The organism is Photobacterium satsumensis, from assembly GCF_050336935.1.
Taxonomy (GTDB): Bacteria; Pseudomonadota; Gammaproteobacteria; order Enterobacterales; family Vibrionaceae; genus Photobacterium; species Photobacterium satsumensis.
Genome location: NZ_JAKJSK010000019.1, coordinates 63,675 through 83,705, shown reverse-complemented (window position 1 = coordinate 83,705; position 20,031 = coordinate 63,675). Strand labels below are relative to the sequence as shown.

Genomic DNA, 20,031 nt, shown 5'->3' with positions numbered 1-20,031 from the left:
GATTTTCAATCCTCTGCTCTACCGACTGAGCTATCGAGGCAAAAGTAGTGATGGTTAAGTCTCTACTTTGCATTCTTGCTAAGCAAGAAAATAAATGGTGCCGACTACCGGAGTCGAACTGGTGACCTACTGATTACAAGTCAGTTGCTCTACCTACTGAGCTAAGTCGGCACACTTTGTTTGGCTCCCCCTGCAAGACTTGAACTTGCGACATACGGATTAACAGTCCGCCGTTCTACCAACTGAACTAAGGGGGAATTATCTCTTTTTACATCATGTTGCTATTTCTAGCACCACAACTAAATATGGTGCCTCGAGGCGGAATCGAACCACCGACACGAGGATTTTCAATCCTCTGCTCTACCGACTGAGCTATCGAGGCAAAAGTAAAACTAAGTTCTACTTTGCAAAAGATGGTGCCGACTACCGGAGTCGAACTGGTGACCTACTGATTACAAGTCAGTTGCTCTACCTACTGAGCTAAGTCGGCACACTAAATCTTTTTAGTCTCAAGCCATTGGCTCAAAACTGAATTTGGCTCCCCCTGCGGGACTCGAACCTGCGACATACGGATTAACAGTCCGCCGTTCTACCAACTGAACTAAGGGGGAATAACATATCGTTGCTTGCACCCTGTTCTTCAAAAGAGAAGAAGTGGTGCCTCGAGGCGGAATCGAACCACCGACACGAGGATTTTCAATCCTCTGCTCTACCGACTGAGCTATCGAGGCAACGGAGCGCTATTAAACGGTTTTTCGTTCTTTTCGTCAACCATTTTTTTAGAAAAATTTCATTGTCACGCTCGGTTGCCTGCTTTTTGTCCGGAAACGCCGATTGTGGCTATTTCCTTGTCATAGCGTCAGATTTTTCCTTGGTTAAACTCTTTTTGGAATGCGGTGACTTTTTCCAAATACCTTCTGGCCTCGGCATTGCGGTGCTTGTTAGTTAATGCCCAGTAGACTTGATTTGGTTGCAAACTGTTCAAATCGTTCATCGCCCGCTTGCGGTCAGTGCTGTGAAAAGTATTGAGTACCCCACCGGTACCACCGTTGTAGGCCGAGATCATACTGTAATGGAGCGATAGCGGATCACGGACGTCTTTCAAATATCGGGTACGCAAGATGTAGAAGTAGGCAGTGCCGGTATCAATATTTCTAGCAGGATCAAACAGGTACTCTGGTGTCGGTATGCCCGGCTTGTTTTTCACTAGCTTGAAGACATCGGCCCCAGCGGTTTTTGGCACCACCTGCATCAAGCCGTAGGCATTGGCGTGGCTGACCGCATAGGGGTTGAAGCTGCTTTCGGTTTTGATGATGGCATAGATCAGATCCTCGGCAATGCCATAACGGCGGGAGGCGTCACGAACAATGCTGGCATATTTGTAGCCACGCTGGTTGGCGTGATCGGCCACCATTGGGATTTCAACATAATAGACTTGGTGGAAGCGCTCCGAGCGCTTTTTCAGCTTGCTGTTGATCAGATCATCGGCGAAGCGGTTGGCACGCCATGACCATTCGATAGGCTTGCCTTCACTGTCGAGTACCTGGCCATAGAGAAATGGCTTGCCGCTCAACTCGATAGCCGAATCTGAATAAAGGTCGACCCCGCCCGGGTTGTCTGGCGTCAGCAGGGTAGTGGTAATGGCTTCTTTGAGGTGCTTGGTCGGTTCGGTTTTGGCAACGGTTTCGACGATCACGACCCCGCGTTCGAAATCAACGTGCGCCCGGCTTTGGTATCCATCGGTGTATTTTACATATTGACGCTTGCTGGCGACCAATGAATCGTTATCCCCCCAGTAGCGCTTTACCTGACCGTTGAAGGAATTCATCAGCCTATCGAGTGCGGCAGTATCTTGGGTGAACTGGCCGGGCAGCGGGGCGAGGTTATTGGCAAAACGGTTGGTGGTGGAGTAGTCGACATCGTAGAGTTGTTCGATAAACTCCCGGCTACAGCCGCTCAGCAGGAGCAGGGATAAAAACAGCGCGCGTAATCTCATAGTTCCCGGAATAAGAAAAAGGCACCTTACCAAAGATGCCTGAATTAATGACTTATATGCTTCCCTAGAGTTAAACGACCAAGCGCGGGGGAAGCATCAGCGGAATTATTCACTCGGCGGCGTGTAACCGTCGATAATGACATCTTGGCCTTCGAACAAGAAGTTAACCATCTCGGTTTCCAGTAGCTTGCGGTGCTCCGGATCCATCATGTTCAGCTTTTTCTCATTGATCAGCATGGTCTGCTTGCCTTGCCACTCGGCCCAGGCTTCTTTCGAGATGTTGTCGAAAATACGCTTGCCTAGCTCACCAGGGTAAAGTTGGAAATCAAGGCCTTCAGCGTCTTTCTTTAGACGGGCACAAAATACGGTACGGCTCATCGGGGAGCTCCTTCGTTATAACGTTGATTCGGTAGCTTGGGTATATTTATACCATGCTTAAATACCCAAGTAACTTCAAGATGCAGGTAACTTGAACCCACTTGGGTATATGTTTCTATTTATTCAGCTCGTAGCGCAGGCTTTCGAGGATCTGCTGTACTGGTGACGCCAGCCCAATCTCTGCAGGTTGGTTGAGGTTATACCACTGGCCATTGCCCGCTTCGCTGATGCTATAGGGTTGCTCGGAAAGGCTCAATTTTACCGGCACGATATCCAAGTGATAGTGGCTGAAGGTATGACGGAATGCGTTGAGCTGCTCTTGTTCGCGAACTATGTCCAGCTGACCAATACGTTGCTCGATCACCGAGGTTAGATCGGCGTGATCCTGCTGCGGGAAGCACCAAAGACCACCCCAGATCCCAGCGGGTGGGCGCTTTTCCAGCCAGACGAATTCGCCATACTGGAAAATAGCAAACCAAGCTTGCTTCTCCGGTAAGGTTTTCTTGGGTTTCTTGCCCGGAAAGTCGGTTTGCCTGCCCTGAGCCTTGCCCTCACAGCGCTCGGCGACTGGGCACAGTTCGCATTTGGGCTTGCTGCGGGTACAGATCATCGCCCCCATATCCATCATGGCCTGGTTATAGCGTTCCACGCCTTGGGCTGGGGTGTTGGCCTCGGCGATTTCCCATAGCTGGTTTTCGACTGGTTTTTTACCCGGCCAGCCTTCAACGGCATAGCAGCGGGCCAAGGTGCGTTTTACGTTGCCATCCAAAATAGGGTGGTGCTGTTTGAGAGATAGTGACAGGACAGCGCCAGCGGTTGAGCGGCCGATCCCCGGCAGGGCAATGACCTGTTCGATATCGGTCGGGAAAGCCCCGTTATGGTGGTCAACGATGTGTTTGGCTGCTTTGTGCAGATTTCTCGCCCGGGCGTAGTAGCCAAGCCCGGTCCACAGGTGCAGTACCTCGTCCTGTTCGGCGGCGGCAAGATCGACAACGGTGGGGAAGCGCTCGATGAAGCGCTCAAAGTACGGGATCACCGTGGCGACTTGGGTTTGCTGCAGCATGATTTCTGACAGCCAGACCTTGTAGGGGGTCTTTTGCTGCTGCCATGGCAGGGTTTTCCGGCCAAATTTGTCATACCACGCTAAAATGGCATCAGAGAAGGTATTGGTCACAGTTTCAAGCTCACTTTACTGACAGCCGTCTTCGCCTGTCTTATTTTTGGCCCTGATTGCACCATAAAGTGCGGGTCGTCGCAATCGATAGACTTGCACTTGCGCTGTAACTTTGGATAATGCCGTTCCGTTTCTTTTTTGTTTGGATAGTAAGCATGAGCGAAGTTTCAAAGAAGTCAGGTGAAGTTACCCTGAACGAATTTACCGAAGACGGCAAACTGGTACGTAAGGTACGTAGCTTTGTTCGTCGTGAAGGTCGTTTGACCAAGGGCCAGGAAGCGGCCATGGAAAATAACTGGCCGGCGATGGGTATCGACTTCGCTCAGCAGATGCTGGACTGGAAAGAAGTATTCAACAACGAAGGCCCTGTAACGCTGGAAATCGGCTTTGGTATGGGCGCCTCTCTGGTTGAGATGGCAAAGAATGCACCTGAGAAAAACTTCATCGGTATTGAAGTTCACAGCCCAGGTGTAGGTGCTTGCTTGATGGGCGCAGAAGAAGCGGGTCTGACTAATCTACGTGTAATGTGTCACGATGGCGTAGAAGTCTTCGAGCACATGATTGCAGACGGCAGCCTGGATTGTGTTCAGTTGTTCTTCCCTGACCCATGGCACAAGGCGCGTCACCACAAGCGTCGAATTGTTCAGCCTGAGTTTGCAGAAATGCTACGTAAAAAGCTGAAGATCGGTGGTATCTTCCACATGGCGACTGACTGGGAAAACTATGCAGAGCACATGGTTGAAGTCATGGACGCTGCGCCGGGTTACCGCAACACGGCAACAGACGGTGCTTACATCCCACGTCCTGAAGATCGTCCGCTAACCAAATTTGAAGCTCGCGGCCATCGTTTGGGCCACGGTGTATGGGACATGAAATACGCGCGCACTGAGTAAGCCTCAGCGCATTTGGGCAAGGTATTGCCAAGCACCGCTAGGTGCACCAGTTGTTCGAAAAAGCCAACCTCGTGTTGGCTTTTTTATCCTTGGAGAAAAGTAATGAAACCAACAGAGCAGTTGCTAAACGAGATTTTAGATGAAGTCAGGCCACTGATCGGCAAAGGAAAAGTGGCTGATTATATCCCGGCATTGGCGGAAGTTCCGGCCAGTAAACTGGGGATTGCTGTGTGTTATAACGACGGTGAAATTATTCAGGCTGGTGATAGCGAGGAAGATTTCTCGATCCAGTCGATCTCCAAGGCGCTGAGCCTGACATTGGCGATGACTTTATATCAGCCGGAAGAGATCTGGCAGCGGGTCGGCAAGGAGCCATCGGGCCATGCGTTCAACTCGATGATCCAGCTTGAGCTGGAAAACGGTATTCCACGTAACCCGTTTATCAATGCCGGGGCGCTGGTCGTTTCGGATTTGCTGCACAGCCGTTTGTCAGCCCCGCAGTACCGGATGCTGGAGTTGGTTCGCGGTCTGGCCCAGAACCCGCATATTTGCTACGACAAGGTCGTTGCCGCCTCGGAGATGCAGCACAGTGATCGCAATGCCTCGATTGCTTATCTGATGCGTTCTTTCGGCAACTTCGATAATGAGGTGATGCCAGTGCTTACCAATTACTTCAGCTATTGCGCCCTGAAAATGAGTTGTGTTGATTTGGCCAAGACTTTCAGCTACTTGGCAAATAAAGGGCTTCCTTTGGGCGCAAAAAAAACAATTATCACCCAAACTCAGTCTAAGCAAATGAATGCGCTGCTGGCGACCTGTGGGTTGTACGATGGGGCAGGAGAATTTGCATATCGGGTAGGTATGCCGGGCAAATCTGGAGTCGGTGGTGGGATCATTGCCATCGTTCCCGGTGAAATGGCCATCGCAGTATGGTCACCAGAGCTGGATCCTTCGGGTAACTCTCTGGCCGGTACCGCTGCCCTTGAATTGCTGGCTGAGCGGATCGGCCGTTCAATTTTTTAACGGGGTAATGCGGGTCAATAAACCTTAGCCTGCCCCGGTTATGGGGAGAGGCTTATGCTGTTGCGTGTTTGCGGGTATAAATTAGCGGTTGTTGGGTTTGCCTTGTCATTGGGTGTCCAAGCCAGTGACACTCCGGTGTGCCAGTTTGAGTGGCACAATAGCCTGAGTATGCAGGATGGGGCGCTCAACCTGGAATTTAAGGGGGAGAGTTTTCAGATCCAGCCCAGCGGTCAGCTTTATTTCGGGGTGCACAAGGTCCAGCTCAATGACAAGCAGTCAGCACTGCTGGCTGACTATCACCGCCTCATGCTCGATGACTTGCCCTACACCTTGTCCCACTCACAGTTGATCGATCAGGAACTGTGCGATCGGGTGGCGATGCGCCAAGCCAAGGAAAACGAGATCCAATCCCTTATCCCCGCCCTCAAACGCTGGCAAAGCGTGACTCTCGATTGAGCTATGTCACATGCAATTCAACAGGGCAAAACTTCAAAGACGCAGTGAAGACAACCTTGTCGCTCTAACCCTGGAACGCCAGCCCAGGCCATCCATGGCGGGTAAGCTTTGATATATTATCCTATTAAACTGCCTCAGCTTTATTCGTCTTCTTCGACGAATAAAGCTAGCAGGTCGTTGAGGAACAGTTTGCCGTGCTCGGTGATCTGCCACTGCTCGCCTTTGTCTTCCAGGTAGTTCTGCTCCAACGCCCTGTTGATAGGCCCTTCGATGCTCGATAGCGGCAGGCCGGTACGCTCGACGTAGTCTTGCTTCGGGCAGGCTTCAAGCAGGCGGAAGCGGTTCATGAAGAACTCGAACGGACGCTCGCTGGCATCAACCTGGGTTTCCTGATCCAGATACGGCTTGGTCGGGTTGAGGTAGCCTCGTGGGTGCTTGACCTTTACAGTACGGGTAATGCTGCCGTCGGCAAAACTCAGCTTGCCGTGGGCACCGCAACCGATGCCAATATAATCACCAAAGCGCCAGTAGTTGAGGTTGTGACGGCACTGGCGACCCGGTTTGCTGTAACCGGAAATTTCGTACTGGACGTAGCCCGCTTCGGCCAGCAGTTGGTGGCCTTGCTCGAAGATCTCCCACAGATCATCGTCATCCGGCAGCACCGGCGGCTTGGAATAGAACAGGGTATTGGGCTCGATAGTGAGCTGATACCAGGAGAGGTGCGGCGGCTGCAGGGCAATACCCTGTTTGAGATCCGATAGGGCATCTTCGATACTCTGATCTGGCAGGCCGTGCATCAGGTCGATATTGAAGCTGTCGAGTCCGGCCTCTTTGGCCAGCCCTGCGGCAGTAATCGCTTCTCTGCTGCCGTGGATCCGTCCCAGGCGTTTGAGTTTTTCATCCTGGAAACTTTGGATGCCAATCGAGATACGGTTGACTCCTACGGCGCGGTAGGCGTTGAAGCGGCCAGCCTCGACGGTGCCCGGATTGGCTTCCATGGTGATTTCGATATCGTTGCTAAACGGGATCCGTTGTTTGACGGCCTCAAGCAAGCGGCCGATTTCCGGTGCGGAGATCAGGCTTGGGGTACCACCACCGATGAAGATGGAATGCAGCTCCCGGGCTTGGCTAGTGAGATCATATTTGGCCAAGTCGGTATCGAGATCCTCGATAAGGGCATCAATGTAATCGAGCTCTGGAATATCGGCTTTCAGCGCATGGGAGTTGAAGTCGCAATAAGGGCACTTCTGGACACACCATGGGATGTGGATATACAGGCTCAGTGGTGGTGGTACTAGCATGGTTTATGCTTCCTTCAGGGCAGCAAACAGTTTGGTGAGGGCCTTGCCGCGGTGTGACAGTTGTTTCTTGCGGGCCGGTTCAAGTTCAGCTGATGAACATTGGTCTTCAGGCACCCAGAAAATAGGATCATAGCCAAAGCCATTCTCGCCATGGGCTTCGGTCAGGATCTGGCCTTCCCAGCTGCCGTGGCAGACTAGCGGGGTTGGGTCATTCTCGTGGCGCATCATGACCAGTACACAATGGAAACGGGCGGTACGTTGCTCTGGCGCGACGCCTTCCATTTCTTTCAGTAGCTTGTGCAGGTTTTCTTCATCAGAGGCATTTTCGCCTGCGAAGCGGGCAGAATAGATCCCCGGTGCTCCCTTGAGGTAGTCGACTTCAAGTCCCGAGTCATCGGCAATCGCTGGCAAACCGGTTTCCTTGGCTGCATGGCGGGCTTTGATGATGGCGTTTTCGATAAAGGTGGTGCCTGTCTCGGCAACCGAAGAGACGTTGTAATCGCTCTGGGCAACGACATCGAAGCCGAAATCGGCCAACAGGCTAGCCATTTCTTTTACTTTGCCCTGATTACCAGTGGCCAGTACTAATTTGCTCATCATAGTTCCTCACAATAAAGAGGCCGCTATCTTATATCACTGTCCGGAAATTAAAAGGGGAGCGCTTGGCTCCCCTGTCATTGCTGTCTCTGAACGCGGTGAAATGCTGTGATCAGTCGACATAAAAAGTCTGGTCAAACTTGATGTTGCCCCGGGTACCGTTGTGGGACATGTCAATGGAGAAATTGAAGCGCTCTTCATTGGCATGTTTGATTTCGGCAATGTAATAAATCGCCTTGCCTTCCCTGATCTCGCGGAAAGACAGATTCTTTATGCTGCCGAGAAGGTTTTTGGCTTGACCATTGAGTACCGCGGTTACTGCTGGTTTTCCCTGTTTTTCGGTATCAAGCACGGTGACATTGATCACCGCGGAATATCGGCTGCGCTGGATTTTATAGGTGCTGGCAACGTCGGGGGTTAGAAACGTTGACGGGAAGCTGGAGTAGTGGACCTCCAGGTTGCCGATTTTTTCGAACTGCTCGGCGTGGGCCGGGAGGCTGGCACCCAGGCAAGTAAGTAACAGGGCAAATAGGCTGAAAAGACGAGTCATTTTATTATCCTTCTATACGCACTGGGTCGGGGATTATCCCTGTACCGGTAGTGGGTATTGCTTAGTTCCATTATAGTCGGGTGAAACAGTCTGATGAAAAACAGCCCGGCGTCTTGGGGGACGCCGGGCTGGGATTTGCTACCGGTTACAGCAGAGCTTTGATGGGCTCAGGTATCATCTTGGGAGCGGTGATGCGCACTTGTTTGTGGCGTCCAAGCTCCCCTTTTTCTATGTCAATCTGCCCCTTGGCGACCTTGAACTGTTTGGACAGGTACTTAGTCAGGTGGGCATTGGCTTTACCATCAACCGGCGGGGCGGTAATTGCCACTTTGATTTCTTCACCATGTAGGCCAACCATTTGGTCACGGCTGGCCTTGGGTTGAATATAGAGCCTTAAGATCAGATCGTCACCATCACGGTAAACGGCCTGTTGACTCATAGTTGGTACCAGATAGGACCGACAAAGTCACCGATCAGGAAGTTGGCGAATTGCAGGCCAAGGAACAGTACCAGAACACTTAGATCCAGACCGCCCATCGCTGGGATAATACGGCGGATAGGGGCAGTCACGGGCTCGGTAAGCTGGTGCATGACGTATTCAACCGGGCTGCGACCTTGGCTGACCCAGCTTAGGATAGCGCGTAGCAGCAGCACCCAGAACAACAGGCCACCGGCGGCTTTCAATAGTGACAGGGCGCCAATCCAGAAGTACTCAGGGCTAAACATAAAGCCACCGCCCAGCACCAACTGCAGGAGGATGAACTTACCTATGCTCAGGATGTAGGCGAACAGCAGCGTGGCAAAATCCAGTGAACCGACTGACGGAATAATGCGGCGTAGCGGGCCGACGATCGGCTGGGTTGCCTTGACGATAAACTGTGAAAACGGATTGTAGAAATCGGCACGCGCCCACTGGAGCCAGATACGCAGCAGCACGACCATGATGTAGAGATCAAATAGGGTACTGACAAGAAAACCAATTGAGTTCATATACTAACCTTAAAATAATTTTTCCATTTCTTCAGCGCGGGAAACGGCAGCACGCATTGCTTTTGCTACGGTATCACTAAGTTGGCACTCGTTGAAAGTGCGGATTGCCTCGGCGGTTGTGCCACCTTTCGAGGTTACCTGGGCACGCAGGGTCGCCAAATCGGTATCCGGGTTGGCGACGACCATTTCTGCCGCGCCAAGCGCCGACTGCTGTACCAACAGACGGGCTTGCTCGGGGGTAAAACCTTGCTTGATAGCTTCGTTCTGCATCGCTTCCATAAACAGGAAGAAATAAGCAGGGGCACTGCCGGCAGCGGCAATAATACCGTTAATTCCCGACTCTTGCTCTACCCAGCATACTTTGCCGACAGCCTGCATTAAGTGTTCGGCAAATTGACGGTCATTGGGATTGAGGTTGCTTGAGGCATAGAGGCCGCTCATTCCTTTGCCAATCAGTGAAGGGGTGTTGGGCATCACGCGGACTAGGCTTAAGTTGGTTGCCAGCATCTGATTGAGGCGCTCGGCACTGACTCCGGCGGCGATTGAGATCACCAGCTTGCCGGAAAAGTCGAGGATCTGCAGCGGGCGGCAGACTTCTTCCATCAACTGGGGCTTCACGGCCAGAACAATGACATCGGCATCGGAAGCGGCGCTGAGGTTATTGTCGGTGGTGTGGATCCCGTAATCACGGGCCAACGGTTCGCGGCGGGCTGAACTTGGTGCGGTTGCGGTGATTTTGTCCGGCGCATAGCCGCTGGCAACGAGGCCGGCGATGATAGAGCGGGCCATGTTACCGGCACCAATGAAGGCAATCGCGCGTTGTTCCATGTTACATCCTTTGTGTTTTCAAGGCCGGGAAAGACAATGACGTCCTTCCTAGACGTTATAATTGTGTGGTTATTATATACCCAAGTATTCTCGCTGAACTACGAATAATCACGGGCACCAAAAATAGCCGTGCCAATCCGGACGATGGTGCTGCCAGCGGCAACGGCGGCATCCAGATCGCCACTCATTCCCATCGACAGGGTATCAAGCTGCGGGTGTTTGGCCTTGAGCTTGTCCATCGTCTCTGCAAGGCTGGAAAATGCGGCTAGCTGGCTGTCGTAATCATCGGCTTTTTGCGGGATCGACATCAGGCCACGCAGCACCAGATTTGGCATGGCGGCGATTTCATCTGCCAGCGCGGCGACGTCATCAAAAGCCAGTCCCGACTTGGAGTCCTCACCACTGGTGTTGACCTGAAGCAGGATATTGAGCGGCGGCATCTCTGCCGGACGCTGTTCGCTGAGGCGACGGGCGATCTTGGCACGGTCAACCGAGTGGACCCAGTCGAAGTGCTCGGCAATCGGACGGGTTTTGTTGGACTGGATCGGGCCGATGAAGTGCCAGCTTAATGACGAAGCGATACCTTGCTGGGCAAAGTACTGGACCTTTTCGACACCTTCCTGAACATAGTTTTCGCCAAATGCGGCATGGCCTGCGGCAATCGCTTCCTCTATTGCGGCAATAGGTTTGGTTTTGCTAACTGCAAGCAGTTGCACTGATTCGGCATCTCTACCGCATTTTTCTGCTGCCAGGCCAATCTGGGTGATGACCTGTTCAATATTTTGCTTGATACTATTCATAATTGATTCTGTGGGGAAAATTTATGGATATCACCGAACTACTGGACTTTAGTGTAAAGCATAACGCCTCTGATCTGCACCTTTCTGCTGGTGTTCCGCCCATGATCCGGGTTGACGGCGATGTGCGCAAGCTGAGTTTACCGGCTTTGGAGCATGCAGAAGTACACCGTTTGGTATTCGATATAATGAATGATGCCCAGCGACGGGAGTTTGAAGAGCGGCTAGAAGTCGATTTTTCGTTTGAATTGCCCGATGTTGGCCGCTTTCGTGTCAATGCATTCAGGCAAGCGAGGGGCAGTGCAGCGGTATTTAGGACGATACCGGTTAAGATCCCGACTCTGGAGTCTCTGGGTGTGCCTGACGTTTTTTACCAGATAGCCCAGCTCCCACGCGGCTTGGTGTTGGTGACCGGGGCTACAGGCTCGGGTAAATCGACCACTATTGCCGCGTTGGTGGATTACATCAACGAGAATTCAAACTGCCATATCCTGACCATTGAAGATCCGGTGGAATTCATTCATACCGGTAAACGCTGCCTTATCAACCAGCGTGAGGTACACCGTGATACCCACAGTTTCCATAATGCCCTACGTTCTTCATTGCGTGAAGATCCCGATGTGATAGTGGTTGGTGAGCTACGTGACCGCGAGACGATCAGCTTGGCCCTGACGGCGGCAGAAACCGGACACTTGGTGCTGGGGACTTTGCATACCAGTTCGGCGGCCAAGACTGTCGATAGGATCATCGATGTGTTCCCGGGTAATGACAAGGCAATGGTTCGCTCGATGCTGTCGGAATCGCTGCGGGCGGTGGTGTCGCAGAACCTGCTCAAATGCACTAGTGGCGGACGCCTCGCTGCCCACGAGGTGATGATGGCAACGCCGGCTATCCGCAACTTGATCCGAGAGGACAAGGTGGCACAGATGTTCTCGATGATCCAGACCGGCTCGGCGATGGGAATGCAGACCATGGAGCAGAGTGTCAAGATGCTGGTTGCCCAGGGGCTGGTGGAGGCCGAGGAAGGGCGCCGGGTTGTGGACTCTGGCTTTTCGCAGTTTTAGTGGGGATAGATAGAATGACGTTACAGCACGCACTGAACGAGATGGTCAGCCGCAAGGCCTCGGATCTCTATATTACGGTCGACTCTCCTTGCTTGCTCCGCATCGATGGCCACCTCCACCCCCTTGGTGATACGCTCGATCTTAAAGCCATCGAGCAGATGTTTAGCGAGGCGATGGATAGCGAGCAAGAGGCGGAATACCGTGCCAGCAAGGAAGCTAACTTTGCATTGGTGAGGGGGGAGTATCGTTTCCGGGTTAGCGCTTTCTGGCAGCGGGAACTACCGGGGATGGTGATCCGCCGTATTGAAACGGAAATCCCGGACTTTCATTCACTCAACCTGCCCATGGATATGCAGAAGATGGCGTTGGCCAAGCGTGGGCTGGTATTGGTTGTTGGCGCGACCGGTTCGGGCAAGTCGACGTCGATGGCGGCAATGACGGGTTACCGGAACAGTAACCGCAGTGGGCATATCCTGACGGTAGAAGATCCGATTGAATTCGTACACAAGCACAACAAGTGCATCATCACCCAGCGCGAAGTGGGGCTGGATACCGAAAGCTACGAAGTGGCGCTGAAAAACTCCCTGCGCCAGGCGCCGGATATGATCCTGATTGGTGAGATCCGTACTCCTGAGACCATGGAGTATGCGATGAATTTTGCCGAGACCGGGCACCTGTGTATGGCGACCCTGCACGCCAACAATGCTAATCAGGCGCTAGAGCGGATCTTGCATTTAGTACCGAAAGAGCGCCGCGAGCAATTTCTATTTGATTTGTCCCTGAACCTCAAATGCATCTTGGCCCAGCAGTTGATCCCCGATGCCCATGGTATCGGCAGGCACGGCGCCTTTGAGTTGCTGATCAACACCCCTAGGGTCGCCGATCTGATCCGCCGTGGTGAGCTCCATGAGATCAAAGAGACCATGGCCAAATCGACCGAATCGGGCATGATGACCTTCGATCAGTCGCTCTATGAGCTTTATAGCGCCGGCAAGATCACCGAACAGGATGCTTTGCACCATGCCGACTCTGCCAATGATCTGCGCTTGATGATCAAGGTCGGCAACAAGAACCAGCGAAGTACTAATGCGTTGTCTGGGGTCACGGTCGATATGGGGTGATCTTACCGATCATTTCGATCTGTCTGCAGGTAGCCAAAAGCATTGGGGTTGTAATGATCCTAATGCTTTTTTTGTTGATCATCGTTTTGTAAGTAATTGAAGATAAATAATTCCTGTTGAGAGTATGATAGCGGCGTACAGGTATCTGAGCTTTTGGGTTCAAATAGTCCAAAAGCTGTACAAGCTGATCGCCCCTTGAACTTTCAGGGGTCAGTCAAATCAGTTTTTCAAGATCTTGGTAAGCGATCGCTTTTGGGTGAAAACGGAGGGAAAAGCTGTACCTGTGAGGAAGGGGTGAGGTTATGGATAGAGTACCTAGGTTCTAGGGGCTAGAACCCAGGATCTTATATTACCCGTACTGCTGCTCGAACCAGCTTTCGAGGATCACGACAGCTGATTGGGAGTCGATATTGCCCTTGCTGAGGTTACGGTAGCCGCCGCGATCGAAGAGATCTGAGCGGGCTTCAGCGGTGCTCAGGCGCTCGTCATGCAATTCAACCTGGCAGCCGAATCGTCCGTGCAGGCGATTGGCAAATTTTTTGGCCCTCGGTGTGATGGCTTCCAACTCGCCGCCCCGCATATCCAGCGGAAGGCCGACAACAACCAAGTCCGGTTGCCATTCTTTGATGATTTTTTCAATGTCATCCCAGTTAGGGATCCCATCTTTAGCCTTCAGGGCTGCGAGTGGGCTAGCGGTGCCGGTCAGCTCTTGGCCGATGGCGACACCAATGCTTTTCGTACCGTAATCAAAAGCGAGTACGCTGCGAGAATGACTCATGCATGTCCTTGTTCTGTGGAAAGGTTAGTGGCATTGATACCCAGTTGGGCAATGGCCTTGTTCCAGCGTTCATTGACGGGGGTATTGAACACCACATCGGTATTGGCTTCTGTTGTCAGCCAGACATTTTCGATAAGCTCTTTTTCAAGCTGTCCGGCATCCCACCCCGCATAGCCCAGAGCAACCAGAAAGTTGTCTGGCGACTCTATGGTCCCGAGTAGTGAGAGGATGTCTTTGGAAGTGGTGATGGAGACATCATCGGTGACATCAATGCTTGAGCTCAAGCGGCCAACCCGGTTATGCAAAACAAAACCGCGATCGGAGGAAACTGGACCACCGTTAAAGACGGGTTGTTCAAGGCTGGATGGATCCCTGACTGGTAGTTCACGCTCAATTTCTATTTGATCAAGCATATTACCCACCGAAATTTCAATCGGCAGGTTGATGACGATGCCCATTGCACCTTCGTCGTTGTGCTCGCAAATGTAGACAACACTTCCTTTGAAGTTTGGATCTTGCATGCTTGGCATGGCTACCAGAAAGTGGTTTGTCAAGTTCATGGAAAGATACCTACTACCGATCGTATTACTTACAGTATGCCGACTAATTAACAGAATTGGTATTAAAGGGAGAGGATTTTAAATTTAATGCTGTCCACTCAATGCAGCCCTCGTCTTAATTGAGTGGGGCTGCGTTGAGTCGCTAATTACGCGTTGATGCGTCGCTCGATGGCATCCATCAGCTTGCCAGTGATAGAGATATCAAAGGCCGCTTCGATTTCGCGGATACAGGTCGGGCTGGTAACGTTGATTTCTGTTAGCTTGTCGCCGATCACATCAAGACCCACGAAGATCAGGCCTTTTTCTTTCAGTACAGGGGCGACTGTTTCAGCGATCTTGCGATCGGTCTCGCTGATAGGGCGCGCTTCACCGCGACCCCCTGCAGCTAGGTTACCACGGGTTTCACCTTTGGCCGGGATACGGGCCAAGCAGTAAGGCATCGGTTCGCCGTCGACCACTAAGATACGTTTGTCGCCGTTGCTGATATCTGGCACGAAGGTCTGTGCCATACAGTAATTTTGGCCCATGTTGGTCAAGGTTTCGATGATCACCGAGACGTTCGGATCGCCTTTCATTACACGGAAGATAGACGAGCCACCCATCCCATCAAGTGGCTTGAGGATCACATCCCCGTGCTCCTGGTGGAAGGCTTTGATCTTGTCGGCACGGCGGGTGACGACTGTGGTTGGTGTCAGCTCTGGGAACCAAGCGGTAAACAGCTTCTCATTGCAGTCACGCAGGCTCTGTGGCTTGTTGACGATCAGGGCGCCTTCATCCTCTGCACGTTCGAGGATATAGGTCGCGTAAATGTATTCGGTGTCGAAGGGTGGATCCTTGCGCATCAATACAGCGTCAAGATCTGACAGCGCGATTTCTTGTTCGCTGTGGAATTCAAACCAGCCGTTTGGATCTTCTTTCAGGCTAACCACACGGGTGCGGGCCATGGCTTTGCCTTGCTCCAGTGACAGGTCGTTCATTTCCATGTAGTGGATTTCCCACCCACGGCGCTGAGCTTCCATCATCATGGCAAAGCTGGAGTCTTTTTTGATGTTGATAGACTCGATCGGGTCCATCACGATACCCAGTTTGATCATTGCTGTATTCCTCTTGGTTAGCCCAGATCGCCGAAGCGAACTTGTAAAGCGGTGATCGCGGTCATTGCTGTCGTCTCGGTACGAAGCACGCGCGGGCCTAACAATACCTCATCAAAGGTGTATTGCTCGGTCATTGAAATTTCGTCTGCGGATAAACCGCCTTCAGGGCCGATCAGTAGTTTAACCTTGGTCACTGGCGCTGGCAGGGTGTTAATTGAGTAAGTTGCACGAGGGTGCAGGTTCAGCTTTAAACCGTCGTATTCCTCGGCACACCATTCTTCTAGCTTCATCACCGGGCGAATTTCAGGTACCACGTTTCGGCCGCATTGTTCGCAGGCTGCAATCGCGATTTTTTGCCACTGCTGGAGTTTCTTCTCGAAACGCTCAGCGTTGAGTTTTACCCCGCAGCGCTCTGAAATCAGTGGGGTAATGGTGTTGACGCCAAGCTCGACGGATTTCTGGATGGTAAATTCCATCTTCTCACCGCGGGAAACAACCTGGCCAAGGTGGATATCCAGTGGCGACTCGACACTGACTTCATTACGCGCCTGGATCTCCACTTCCACGCTCTTCTTGCTGGCACTGGAGATCACGGCCGGAAACTCAGCATTGCTGCCGTCAAAAAGGAGTACTTCCTGTCCGGCCTGCATACGCATGACACGGCCGACATGGTTGGCGGCTTCATCGCTGAGCGAAACGATACCAGAGCTTGGCAGTCGCTCTGGGTGGTAAATTCGTGGGATTCTCATGGCTATCTTGTAACCCGTTGGTTGTCATCTGGCTGCATTATATCAACTCTGCTGCTGATTGCAGGCGCTTGGCCATCGAATGCAGGCTATTGGATAAATAGATGGACGCGGTAAGGAAGAAAAACAAGGGTAACAGGGAAATTAACCCGCTCTTTTTGACTTGTTTACACCTCGCAATTTTGCGCTGGCAAGGTTGCGCGACATGCTTGATTTTGTAGCATATGCAAAGGATTGCTTTATATACAAGGAATGTTCAATGGAAAAGAGGCTGATAACAATAGCGCTGTCCAGTTTGTTGGTGTTGACGGGCTGCGGTGGCGGTGGTGGTGACAAGGCGCAGGACAAGGATAGTGGGCTGCAAAGCCCTAACAAAGATGGTGATCCGGCCCTTGAGCAATTACAGGCTTACCGGGCAGATAGCCTGCAAGCACCTGCAGCCCTTAACTGTGTCACCCTCTACAAACAACAGCAGTCTTGCAAGGTTAGTGACATAGCCCCGCTCGGTTACGGCAATAACCAGGATCTCACTGTCGAAGATATCGCAGCCCGGCTGGTGGTTTCACATGGCTGGATGGGTGATAACTTTGTTGCCGCCCTGCGAGAGATGCCGCAGGACCTGCTGAACCTGTTTCGCTCGGTCAATGCTATCGTACTGAGCTTTGAGATTCGCCCCTCTTTCTATCATTCTGGAACGGCCAGTATGTATATCGACCCGCGTTATCTCTGGCTGTCAGAAACGCAGTGGCAAGATATCTACCAGCAGGATGACTACCGTGATGCCTATCAATCACAGTTCCAGTTTGTTGCCGCTAATCGTTATCTCGATCCCTATGGTCAATATGTGTTGACCAGCAACACCTATGACCGAGAAGTTAATGCCTACCGGGATACAGGCAAGATCACCAGAGGTCTTTACCGCTTGTTGGCCCATGAACTGGCCCATGCCAATGACTATTTGCCGCAGGACACGCTGGCAGATCTGGATACCAGTCTGACCATTTTTCAGAATATCCAGAAGCGGTTCCCGGTGAACAGTGACCTCAACCGGGACTATCCTCTGAGCTCGGTCATGCTGCATGACTTGGCCCAGGCCTCTTTTCGTGGTGAAACGCCTACGCAAGCACAAACTCAGCTTGATGCTGCAACGTTAGGGGCCGAGTTCGAGTTTGATGGTGCGGCTGATTATTATGCCTATTCCAGTCAGGCAGAAGATGTCGCCATGTTGTTTGAGGCTTACATGATGCACCAGCAATACTTGGCCGTTTCAGATGTTGCATTTCTTGTCGAGCCTACAGTGGCTACCCCCTACTGTGATGATTACAAGATAGGGTGGGGACAGCGCGATCGATTGGCTGATAGCTATGTGAAAGCGAGAGCGAAGCAAATTTCAGAGCGGATCTTGATGCGCGATCTCACTGCGGAATTTAGCGATATCGAGGGTAGTGCTAAGCCCTTGCCATATGGCGTCGGCTGGTGTGATGCCCAATCGCGTTTTGTCTCGGGCAAACCGATGGTGAAAAGCCAGCAAGACGTACAGCAAACACGCTTCTTCCGTGACGATTTCAGCCGTGATTAATCAGCGTTGCGAGTTATCCCCTTGCTGCTGGTGGGCCAGTGTTTGACCGCACTGGCGACAGCGGTAATGGGCTTGCCCGCGTTGGACTTTATTGTGACGACGAACTGTCATTAGGTGTTCGCTGCATTGGCAGCGGTAGAGGAAAGTCTGGCCCTGTACCGAACTGACATCGAAACTGTGGGTGGTGCGTGGGGCAACACCGAACACTTCCTGCATGATGACCTGCCACTCCCTGCCATGTGGGCGGACTTTGCCAAACAGTTTGAACACGACGAGGTGGGCAACTTCGTGCGGTACCACTTCATTGAGAAATGCTTCTGGATTCTCTTTTAGCAGCACCGGATTGAACCGTACCTCCCAGCCTTGTAAACGGGCGCTGCCGGCAATTTTCCCGCGTTGGCTAAAGCGCACCTCAGGCATGGTCAAACGCTTATTGAGGCGCCGGTTGGCTTGGGTGATATATTGCTTCACACGTTCGGTAACTTGGTTTTGCAGGGTCGTCATTACTCTTTCTGGGCTTGCTGGAGGAGAGGGGAGTATAGGGTGTTTAGGCTCGGGATCCTAGTTCCTGGATCCTAGGTTCTGGTTCCTTGAGAGAGTATTGCCAACGACTCTAGGAACTAGCTTCTAGGATCTAGGAACTCAAAATCAAAAAAGGAAGCCAAAGCTTCCTTTTTTTTACCAAACCTAGGCGCTTACTTGATGTTAGCGAAGTCGCGTAGGATGTCGGCTTTGTCAGTTTTTTCCCATGGGAATTCTTCACGACCGAAGTGACCGTATGCCGCTGTTTTTTGGTACATTGGCTTAAGCAGGTCAAGCATTTCGATCAGGCCGTATGGGCGTAGGTCGAAGTGCTGGCGTACGGCTTCAACGATGATGTCATGAGACACTTTCTCGGTGCCGAATGTTTCGATCATGATAGATGTTGGATCAGCAACACCGATAGCGTAAGACAGTTGGATTTCACAACGGTCAGCCATGCCAGCAGCGATGATGTTCTTCGCTACGTAACGTGCTGCGTAAGCTGCTGAGCGGTCAACTTTTGATGGATCTTTACCAGAGAATGCACCGCCACCGTGACGAGCTGCACCGCCGTAGGTATCGACAATGATCTTACGGCCAGTTAGACCACAGTCACCCATTGGACCACCGATAACGAAACGGCCGGTTGGGTTGATGAAGTACTTGGTGTCTTTGTTCAGCCACTCTGCAGGCAGGACTGGCTTGATGATCTCTTCCATTACTGCTTCTTGCAGTACTGGTAGTTCAATGCTGTCGCAGTGCTGAGTAGAAAGTACGACTGCATCGATACCAACGATTTTGCCTTGGTCGTAGGCAAAAGTTACCTGGCTTTTCGCATCAGGGCGAAGCCAAGGTAGGGCACCGTTCTTACGTACTTTTGCTTGACGTTCAACTAGGCGGTGAGCGTAAGTTACAGGTGCAGGCATCAGTACGTCAGTTTCGTTGGTCGCGTAACCGAACATGATACCCTGGTCACCAGCACCCAGCTCGCGTGGGTCTTCACGGTCAACACCTTGGTTGATATCCGGAGACTGCTTACCGATTGCGCTTAGGATGGCACAAGAATTAGCATCGAAACCCATTTCTGAGTTTACATAACCGATTTCACGTACGGTTTCACGAGTGATTTCTTCAATATCAACCCATGCTGAAGTGGTGATTTCACCACCCACCATCACCATACCGGTTTTTACGTAAGTCTCACACGCAACACGTGCTTTCGGATCTTGCTCCAAGATCGCATCCAATACTGCATCTGAAATCTGATCTGCAATTTTGTCTGGATGGCCTTCTGATACTGATTCAGAAGTAAACAGGTGCTTCGCCATGAGCGCTCCCATAAAAATATGTTAAGTGAAAAACTTGAGCTCTATATGCTTATGATATCTATCACGCAATTGCGTACGGATATACGTTTGTATGTATAGAGCTACCTCCGTCTAGACGGCTATAATACCTTTTGCTGGTTAAAAATCAACTTGCAACAAGTAGGGATATTTCTGTTAAAAGAAAGCAAACGTTTTCCCTGTAACGCTTTTATTACAGTTAGTTGCCTAGAATCCGACTGTGGTAGGCTACCATGGT

22 protein-coding genes and 6 tRNA genes are annotated in these 20,031 nt (G+C 51.7%); 6 read left to right on the top strand and 22 right to left on the bottom strand.

Features of this window, described 5'->3' with window-relative positions:
- Positions 1–95: 95 nt before the first annotated feature.
- The 9 genes from L4D79_RS27390 to mutY form a co-directional block, all read right to left on the bottom strand.
- Positions 96–171: transfer RNA gene (locus L4D79_RS27390), tRNA-Thr, on the bottom strand.
- A gap of 10 nt (positions 172–181) precedes the next feature.
- Positions 182–257 (bottom strand) — tRNA-Asn (locus L4D79_RS27385).
- A gap of 49 nt (positions 258–306) precedes the next feature.
- Positions 307–382, bottom strand: a tRNA-Phe gene (locus tag L4D79_RS27380).
- A 32-nt stretch (positions 383–414) separates the two neighbouring features.
- A tRNA-Thr gene (locus tag L4D79_RS27375) sits at positions 415–490 on the bottom strand.
- A gap of 45 nt (positions 491–535) precedes the next feature.
- Positions 536–611 (bottom strand) — tRNA-Asn (locus L4D79_RS27370).
- Positions 612–655: 44 nt separating this feature from the next.
- Positions 656–731 (bottom strand) — tRNA-Phe (locus L4D79_RS27365).
- A 128-nt stretch (positions 732–859) separates the two neighbouring features.
- Positions 860–1,996, bottom strand: coding sequence for a membrane-bound lytic murein transglycosylase MltC (mltC, locus tag L4D79_RS27360; RefSeq protein ID WP_428656514.1), 1,137 nt, complete (start codon positions 1,994–1,996; stop codon positions 860–862).
- Between the two features lie 105 nt (positions 1,997–2,101).
- Positions 2,102–2,374, bottom strand: a complete 273-nt coding sequence (locus tag L4D79_RS27355) for an oxidative damage protection protein (protein ID WP_107300870.1) — start codon at positions 2,372–2,374, stop codon at positions 2,102–2,104.
- Positions 2,375–2,489: 115 nt separating this feature from the next.
- Positions 2,490–3,548, bottom strand: coding sequence for an A/G-specific adenine glycosylase (gene mutY, locus L4D79_RS27350; protein WP_428656511.1), 1,059 nt, complete (start codon positions 3,546–3,548; stop codon positions 2,490–2,492).
- Between the two features lie 155 nt (positions 3,549–3,703).
- On the opposite strand from mutY, the gene trmB reads away from it, so the two are divergent.
- The 3 genes from trmB to L4D79_RS27335 all read left to right on the top strand — a co-directional run bounded on the left by trmB (position 3,704) and on the right by L4D79_RS27335 (position 5,920).
- Positions 3,704–4,441, top strand: coding sequence for a tRNA (guanosine(46)-N7)-methyltransferase TrmB (gene trmB, locus L4D79_RS27345; RefSeq protein ID WP_428656509.1), 738 nt, complete (start codon positions 3,704–3,706; stop codon positions 4,439–4,441).
- 102 nt (positions 4,442–4,543) lie between these two features.
- Positions 4,544–5,464, top strand: coding sequence for a glutaminase B (gene glsB / locus L4D79_RS27340; protein ID WP_428656506.1), 921 nt, complete (start codon positions 4,544–4,546; stop codon positions 5,462–5,464).
- A gap of 54 nt (positions 5,465–5,518) precedes the next feature.
- On the top strand, positions 5,519–5,920 hold the full coding sequence (locus tag L4D79_RS27335) for a YggN family protein (protein ID WP_428656503.1): 402 nt from the start codon (positions 5,519–5,521) through the stop codon (positions 5,918–5,920).
- A gap of 140 nt (positions 5,921–6,060) precedes the next feature.
- On the opposite strand, the gene hemW is transcribed toward L4D79_RS27335, so the two are convergent.
- From hemW to L4D79_RS27300, 7 genes are all read right to left on the bottom strand, one after another.
- Positions 6,061–7,221: a radical SAM family heme chaperone HemW gene (hemW, locus tag L4D79_RS27330; RefSeq protein ID WP_428656500.1), complete on the bottom strand. Its 1,161-nt coding sequence runs from the start codon at positions 7,219–7,221 to the stop codon at positions 6,061–6,063.
- A 3-nt stretch (positions 7,222–7,224) separates the two neighbouring features.
- Entirely contained in the window at positions 7,225–7,818 is a 594-nt protein-coding gene (locus L4D79_RS27325) for an XTP/dITP diphosphatase (protein ID WP_428656497.1), read from the bottom strand.
- 112 nt (positions 7,819–7,930) lie between these two features.
- Positions 7,931–8,368, bottom strand: a complete 438-nt coding sequence (locus L4D79_RS27320) for a DUF4426 domain-containing protein (protein WP_428656494.1) — start codon at positions 8,366–8,368, stop codon at positions 7,931–7,933.
- A gap of 145 nt (positions 8,369–8,513) precedes the next feature.
- Entirely contained in the window at positions 8,514–8,807 is a 294-nt protein-coding gene (gene yggU / locus L4D79_RS27315) for a DUF167 family protein YggU (RefSeq protein ID WP_428656491.1), read from the bottom strand.
- Entirely contained in the window at positions 8,804–9,358 is a 555-nt protein-coding gene (locus L4D79_RS27310) for a YggT family protein (protein ID WP_428656489.1), read from the bottom strand. The genes yggU and L4D79_RS27310 overlap by 4 nt, the downstream gene beginning before the upstream one ends.
- A 9-nt stretch (positions 9,359–9,367) precedes the next feature.
- Positions 9,368–10,186 (bottom strand): pyrroline-5-carboxylate reductase, encoded by an 819-nt coding sequence (gene proC, locus L4D79_RS27305; RefSeq protein WP_428656487.1) that lies wholly within the window; start codon positions 10,184–10,186, stop codon positions 9,368–9,370.
- Between the two features lie 98 nt (positions 10,187–10,284).
- Complete coding sequence (locus L4D79_RS27300) at positions 10,285–10,986, bottom strand: YggS family pyridoxal phosphate-dependent enzyme (RefSeq protein WP_428656485.1); 702 nt, start codon at positions 10,984–10,986, stop codon at positions 10,285–10,287.
- A gap of 23 nt (positions 10,987–11,009) precedes the next feature.
- On the opposite strand from L4D79_RS27300, the gene L4D79_RS27295 reads away from it, so the two are divergent.
- Positions 11,010–12,047 (top strand): type IV pilus twitching motility protein PilT, encoded by a 1,038-nt coding sequence (locus L4D79_RS27295; RefSeq protein WP_428656483.1) that lies wholly within the window; start codon positions 11,010–11,012, stop codon positions 12,045–12,047.
- A 14-nt stretch (positions 12,048–12,061) separates the two neighbouring features.
- Positions 12,062–13,168, top strand: coding sequence for a PilT/PilU family type 4a pilus ATPase (locus L4D79_RS27290; RefSeq protein WP_428656481.1), 1,107 nt, complete (start codon positions 12,062–12,064; stop codon positions 13,166–13,168).
- A 349-nt stretch (positions 13,169–13,517) separates the two neighbouring features.
- Here L4D79_RS27290 and ruvX read toward each other — a convergent pair whose 3' ends face one another.
- The 4 genes from ruvX to rsmE all read right to left on the bottom strand — a co-directional run bounded on the left by ruvX (position 13,518) and on the right by rsmE (position 16,349).
- Positions 13,518–13,946 (bottom strand): Holliday junction resolvase RuvX, encoded by a 429-nt coding sequence (gene ruvX / locus L4D79_RS27285; protein ID WP_428656479.1) that lies wholly within the window; start codon positions 13,944–13,946, stop codon positions 13,518–13,520.
- Entirely contained in the window at positions 13,943–14,506 is a 564-nt protein-coding gene (locus tag L4D79_RS27280; RefSeq protein WP_428656477.1) for a YqgE/AlgH family protein, read from the bottom strand. The genes ruvX and L4D79_RS27280 overlap by 4 nt, the downstream gene beginning before the upstream one ends.
- Positions 14,507–14,652: 146 nt before the next feature.
- A complete protein-coding gene (gene gshB / locus L4D79_RS27275) occupies positions 14,653–15,600 on the bottom strand; it encodes a glutathione synthase (protein WP_428656474.1) in 948 nt (315 codons plus the stop codon).
- Positions 15,601–15,617: 17 nt separating this feature from the next.
- The gene (gene rsmE, locus L4D79_RS27270) at positions 15,618–16,349 is read right to left on the bottom strand and encodes a 16S rRNA (uracil(1498)-N(3))-methyltransferase (protein ID WP_428656471.1); all 732 of its coding nucleotides are present in this window, start codon (positions 16,347–16,349) and stop codon (positions 15,618–15,620) included.
- Positions 16,350–16,605: 256 nt separating this feature from the next.
- Here rsmE and L4D79_RS27265 point away from each other — a divergent pair, with 256 nt between their 5' ends.
- Positions 16,606–17,925, top strand: coding sequence for a hypothetical protein (locus L4D79_RS27265; protein ID WP_428656468.1), 1,320 nt, complete (start codon positions 16,606–16,608; stop codon positions 17,923–17,925).
- On the opposite strand, the gene L4D79_RS27260 is transcribed toward L4D79_RS27265, so the two are convergent.
- Together L4D79_RS27260 and metK are read right to left on the bottom strand one after the other, a co-directional pair.
- Complete coding sequence (locus L4D79_RS27260) at positions 17,926–18,429, bottom strand: SprT family zinc-dependent metalloprotease (protein WP_428656466.1); 504 nt, start codon at positions 18,427–18,429, stop codon at positions 17,926–17,928.
- A 191-nt stretch (positions 18,430–18,620) separates the two neighbouring features.
- Complete coding sequence (gene metK, locus L4D79_RS27255; RefSeq protein WP_428656464.1) at positions 18,621–19,775, bottom strand: methionine adenosyltransferase; 1,155 nt, start codon at positions 19,773–19,775, stop codon at positions 18,621–18,623.
- Positions 19,776–20,031 lie beyond the last annotated feature (256 nt).

Coding starts and splice junctions, on each gene's coding strand:
- mltC (WP_428656514.1), bottom strand. CDS start 1,996: ATGAGATTACGCGCGCTGTTTTTATCCCTGCTCCTGCTGAGCGGCTGT.
- yggU (WP_428656491.1), bottom strand. CDS start 8,807: ATGAGTCAACAGGCCGTTTACCGTGATGGTGACGATCTGATCTTAAGG.
- L4D79_RS27325 (WP_428656497.1), bottom strand. CDS start 7,818: ATGAGCAAATTAGTACTGGCCACTGGTAATCAGGGCAAAGTAAAAGAA.
- L4D79_RS27280 (WP_428656477.1), bottom strand. CDS start 14,506: ATGAACTTGACAAACCACTTTCTGGTAGCCATGCCAAGCATGCAAGAT.
- L4D79_RS27260 (WP_428656466.1), bottom strand. CDS start 18,429: ATGACGACCCTGCAAAACCAAGTTACCGAACGTGTGAAGCAATATATC.
- metK (WP_428656464.1), bottom strand. CDS start 19,775: ATGGCGAAGCACCTGTTTACTTCTGAATCAGTATCAGAAGGCCATCCA.
- proC (WP_428656487.1), bottom strand. CDS start 10,186: ATGGAACAACGCGCGATTGCCTTCATTGGTGCCGGTAACATGGCCCGC.
- L4D79_RS27290 (WP_428656481.1), top strand. CDS start 12,062: ATGACGTTACAGCACGCACTGAACGAGATGGTCAGCCGCAAGGCCTCG.
- L4D79_RS27295 (WP_428656483.1), top strand. CDS start 11,010: ATGGATATCACCGAACTACTGGACTTTAGTGTAAAGCATAACGCCTCT.
- trmB (WP_428656509.1), top strand. CDS start 3,704: ATGAGCGAAGTTTCAAAGAAGTCAGGTGAAGTTACCCTGAACGAATTT.
- L4D79_RS27310 (WP_428656489.1), bottom strand. CDS start 9,358: ATGAACTCAATTGGTTTTCTTGTCAGTACCCTATTTGATCTCTACATC.
- glsB (WP_428656506.1), top strand. CDS start 4,544: ATGAAACCAACAGAGCAGTTGCTAAACGAGATTTTAGATGAAGTCAGG.
- hemW (WP_428656500.1), bottom strand. CDS start 7,221: ATGCTAGTACCACCACCACTGAGCCTGTATATCCACATCCCATGGTGT.
- L4D79_RS27335 (WP_428656503.1), top strand. CDS start 5,519: ATGCTGTTGCGTGTTTGCGGGTATAAATTAGCGGTTGTTGGGTTTGCC.
- ruvX (WP_428656479.1), bottom strand. CDS start 13,946: ATGAGTCATTCTCGCAGCGTACTCGCTTTTGATTACGGTACGAAAAGC.
- L4D79_RS27320 (WP_428656494.1), bottom strand. CDS start 8,368: ATGACTCGTCTTTTCAGCCTATTTGCCCTGTTACTTACTTGCCTGGGT.
- L4D79_RS27265 (WP_428656468.1), top strand. CDS start 16,606: ATGGAAAAGAGGCTGATAACAATAGCGCTGTCCAGTTTGTTGGTGTTG.
- L4D79_RS27355 (WP_107300870.1), bottom strand. CDS start 2,374: ATGAGCCGTACCGTATTTTGTGCCCGTCTAAAGAAAGACGCTGAAGGC.
- gshB (WP_428656474.1), bottom strand. CDS start 15,600: ATGATCAAACTGGGTATCGTGATGGACCCGATCGAGTCTATCAACATC.
- rsmE (WP_428656471.1), bottom strand. CDS start 16,349: ATGAGAATCCCACGAATTTACCACCCAGAGCGACTGCCAAGCTCTGGT.
- L4D79_RS27300 (WP_428656485.1), bottom strand. CDS start 10,986: ATGAATAGTATCAAGCAAAATATTGAACAGGTCATCACCCAGATTGGC.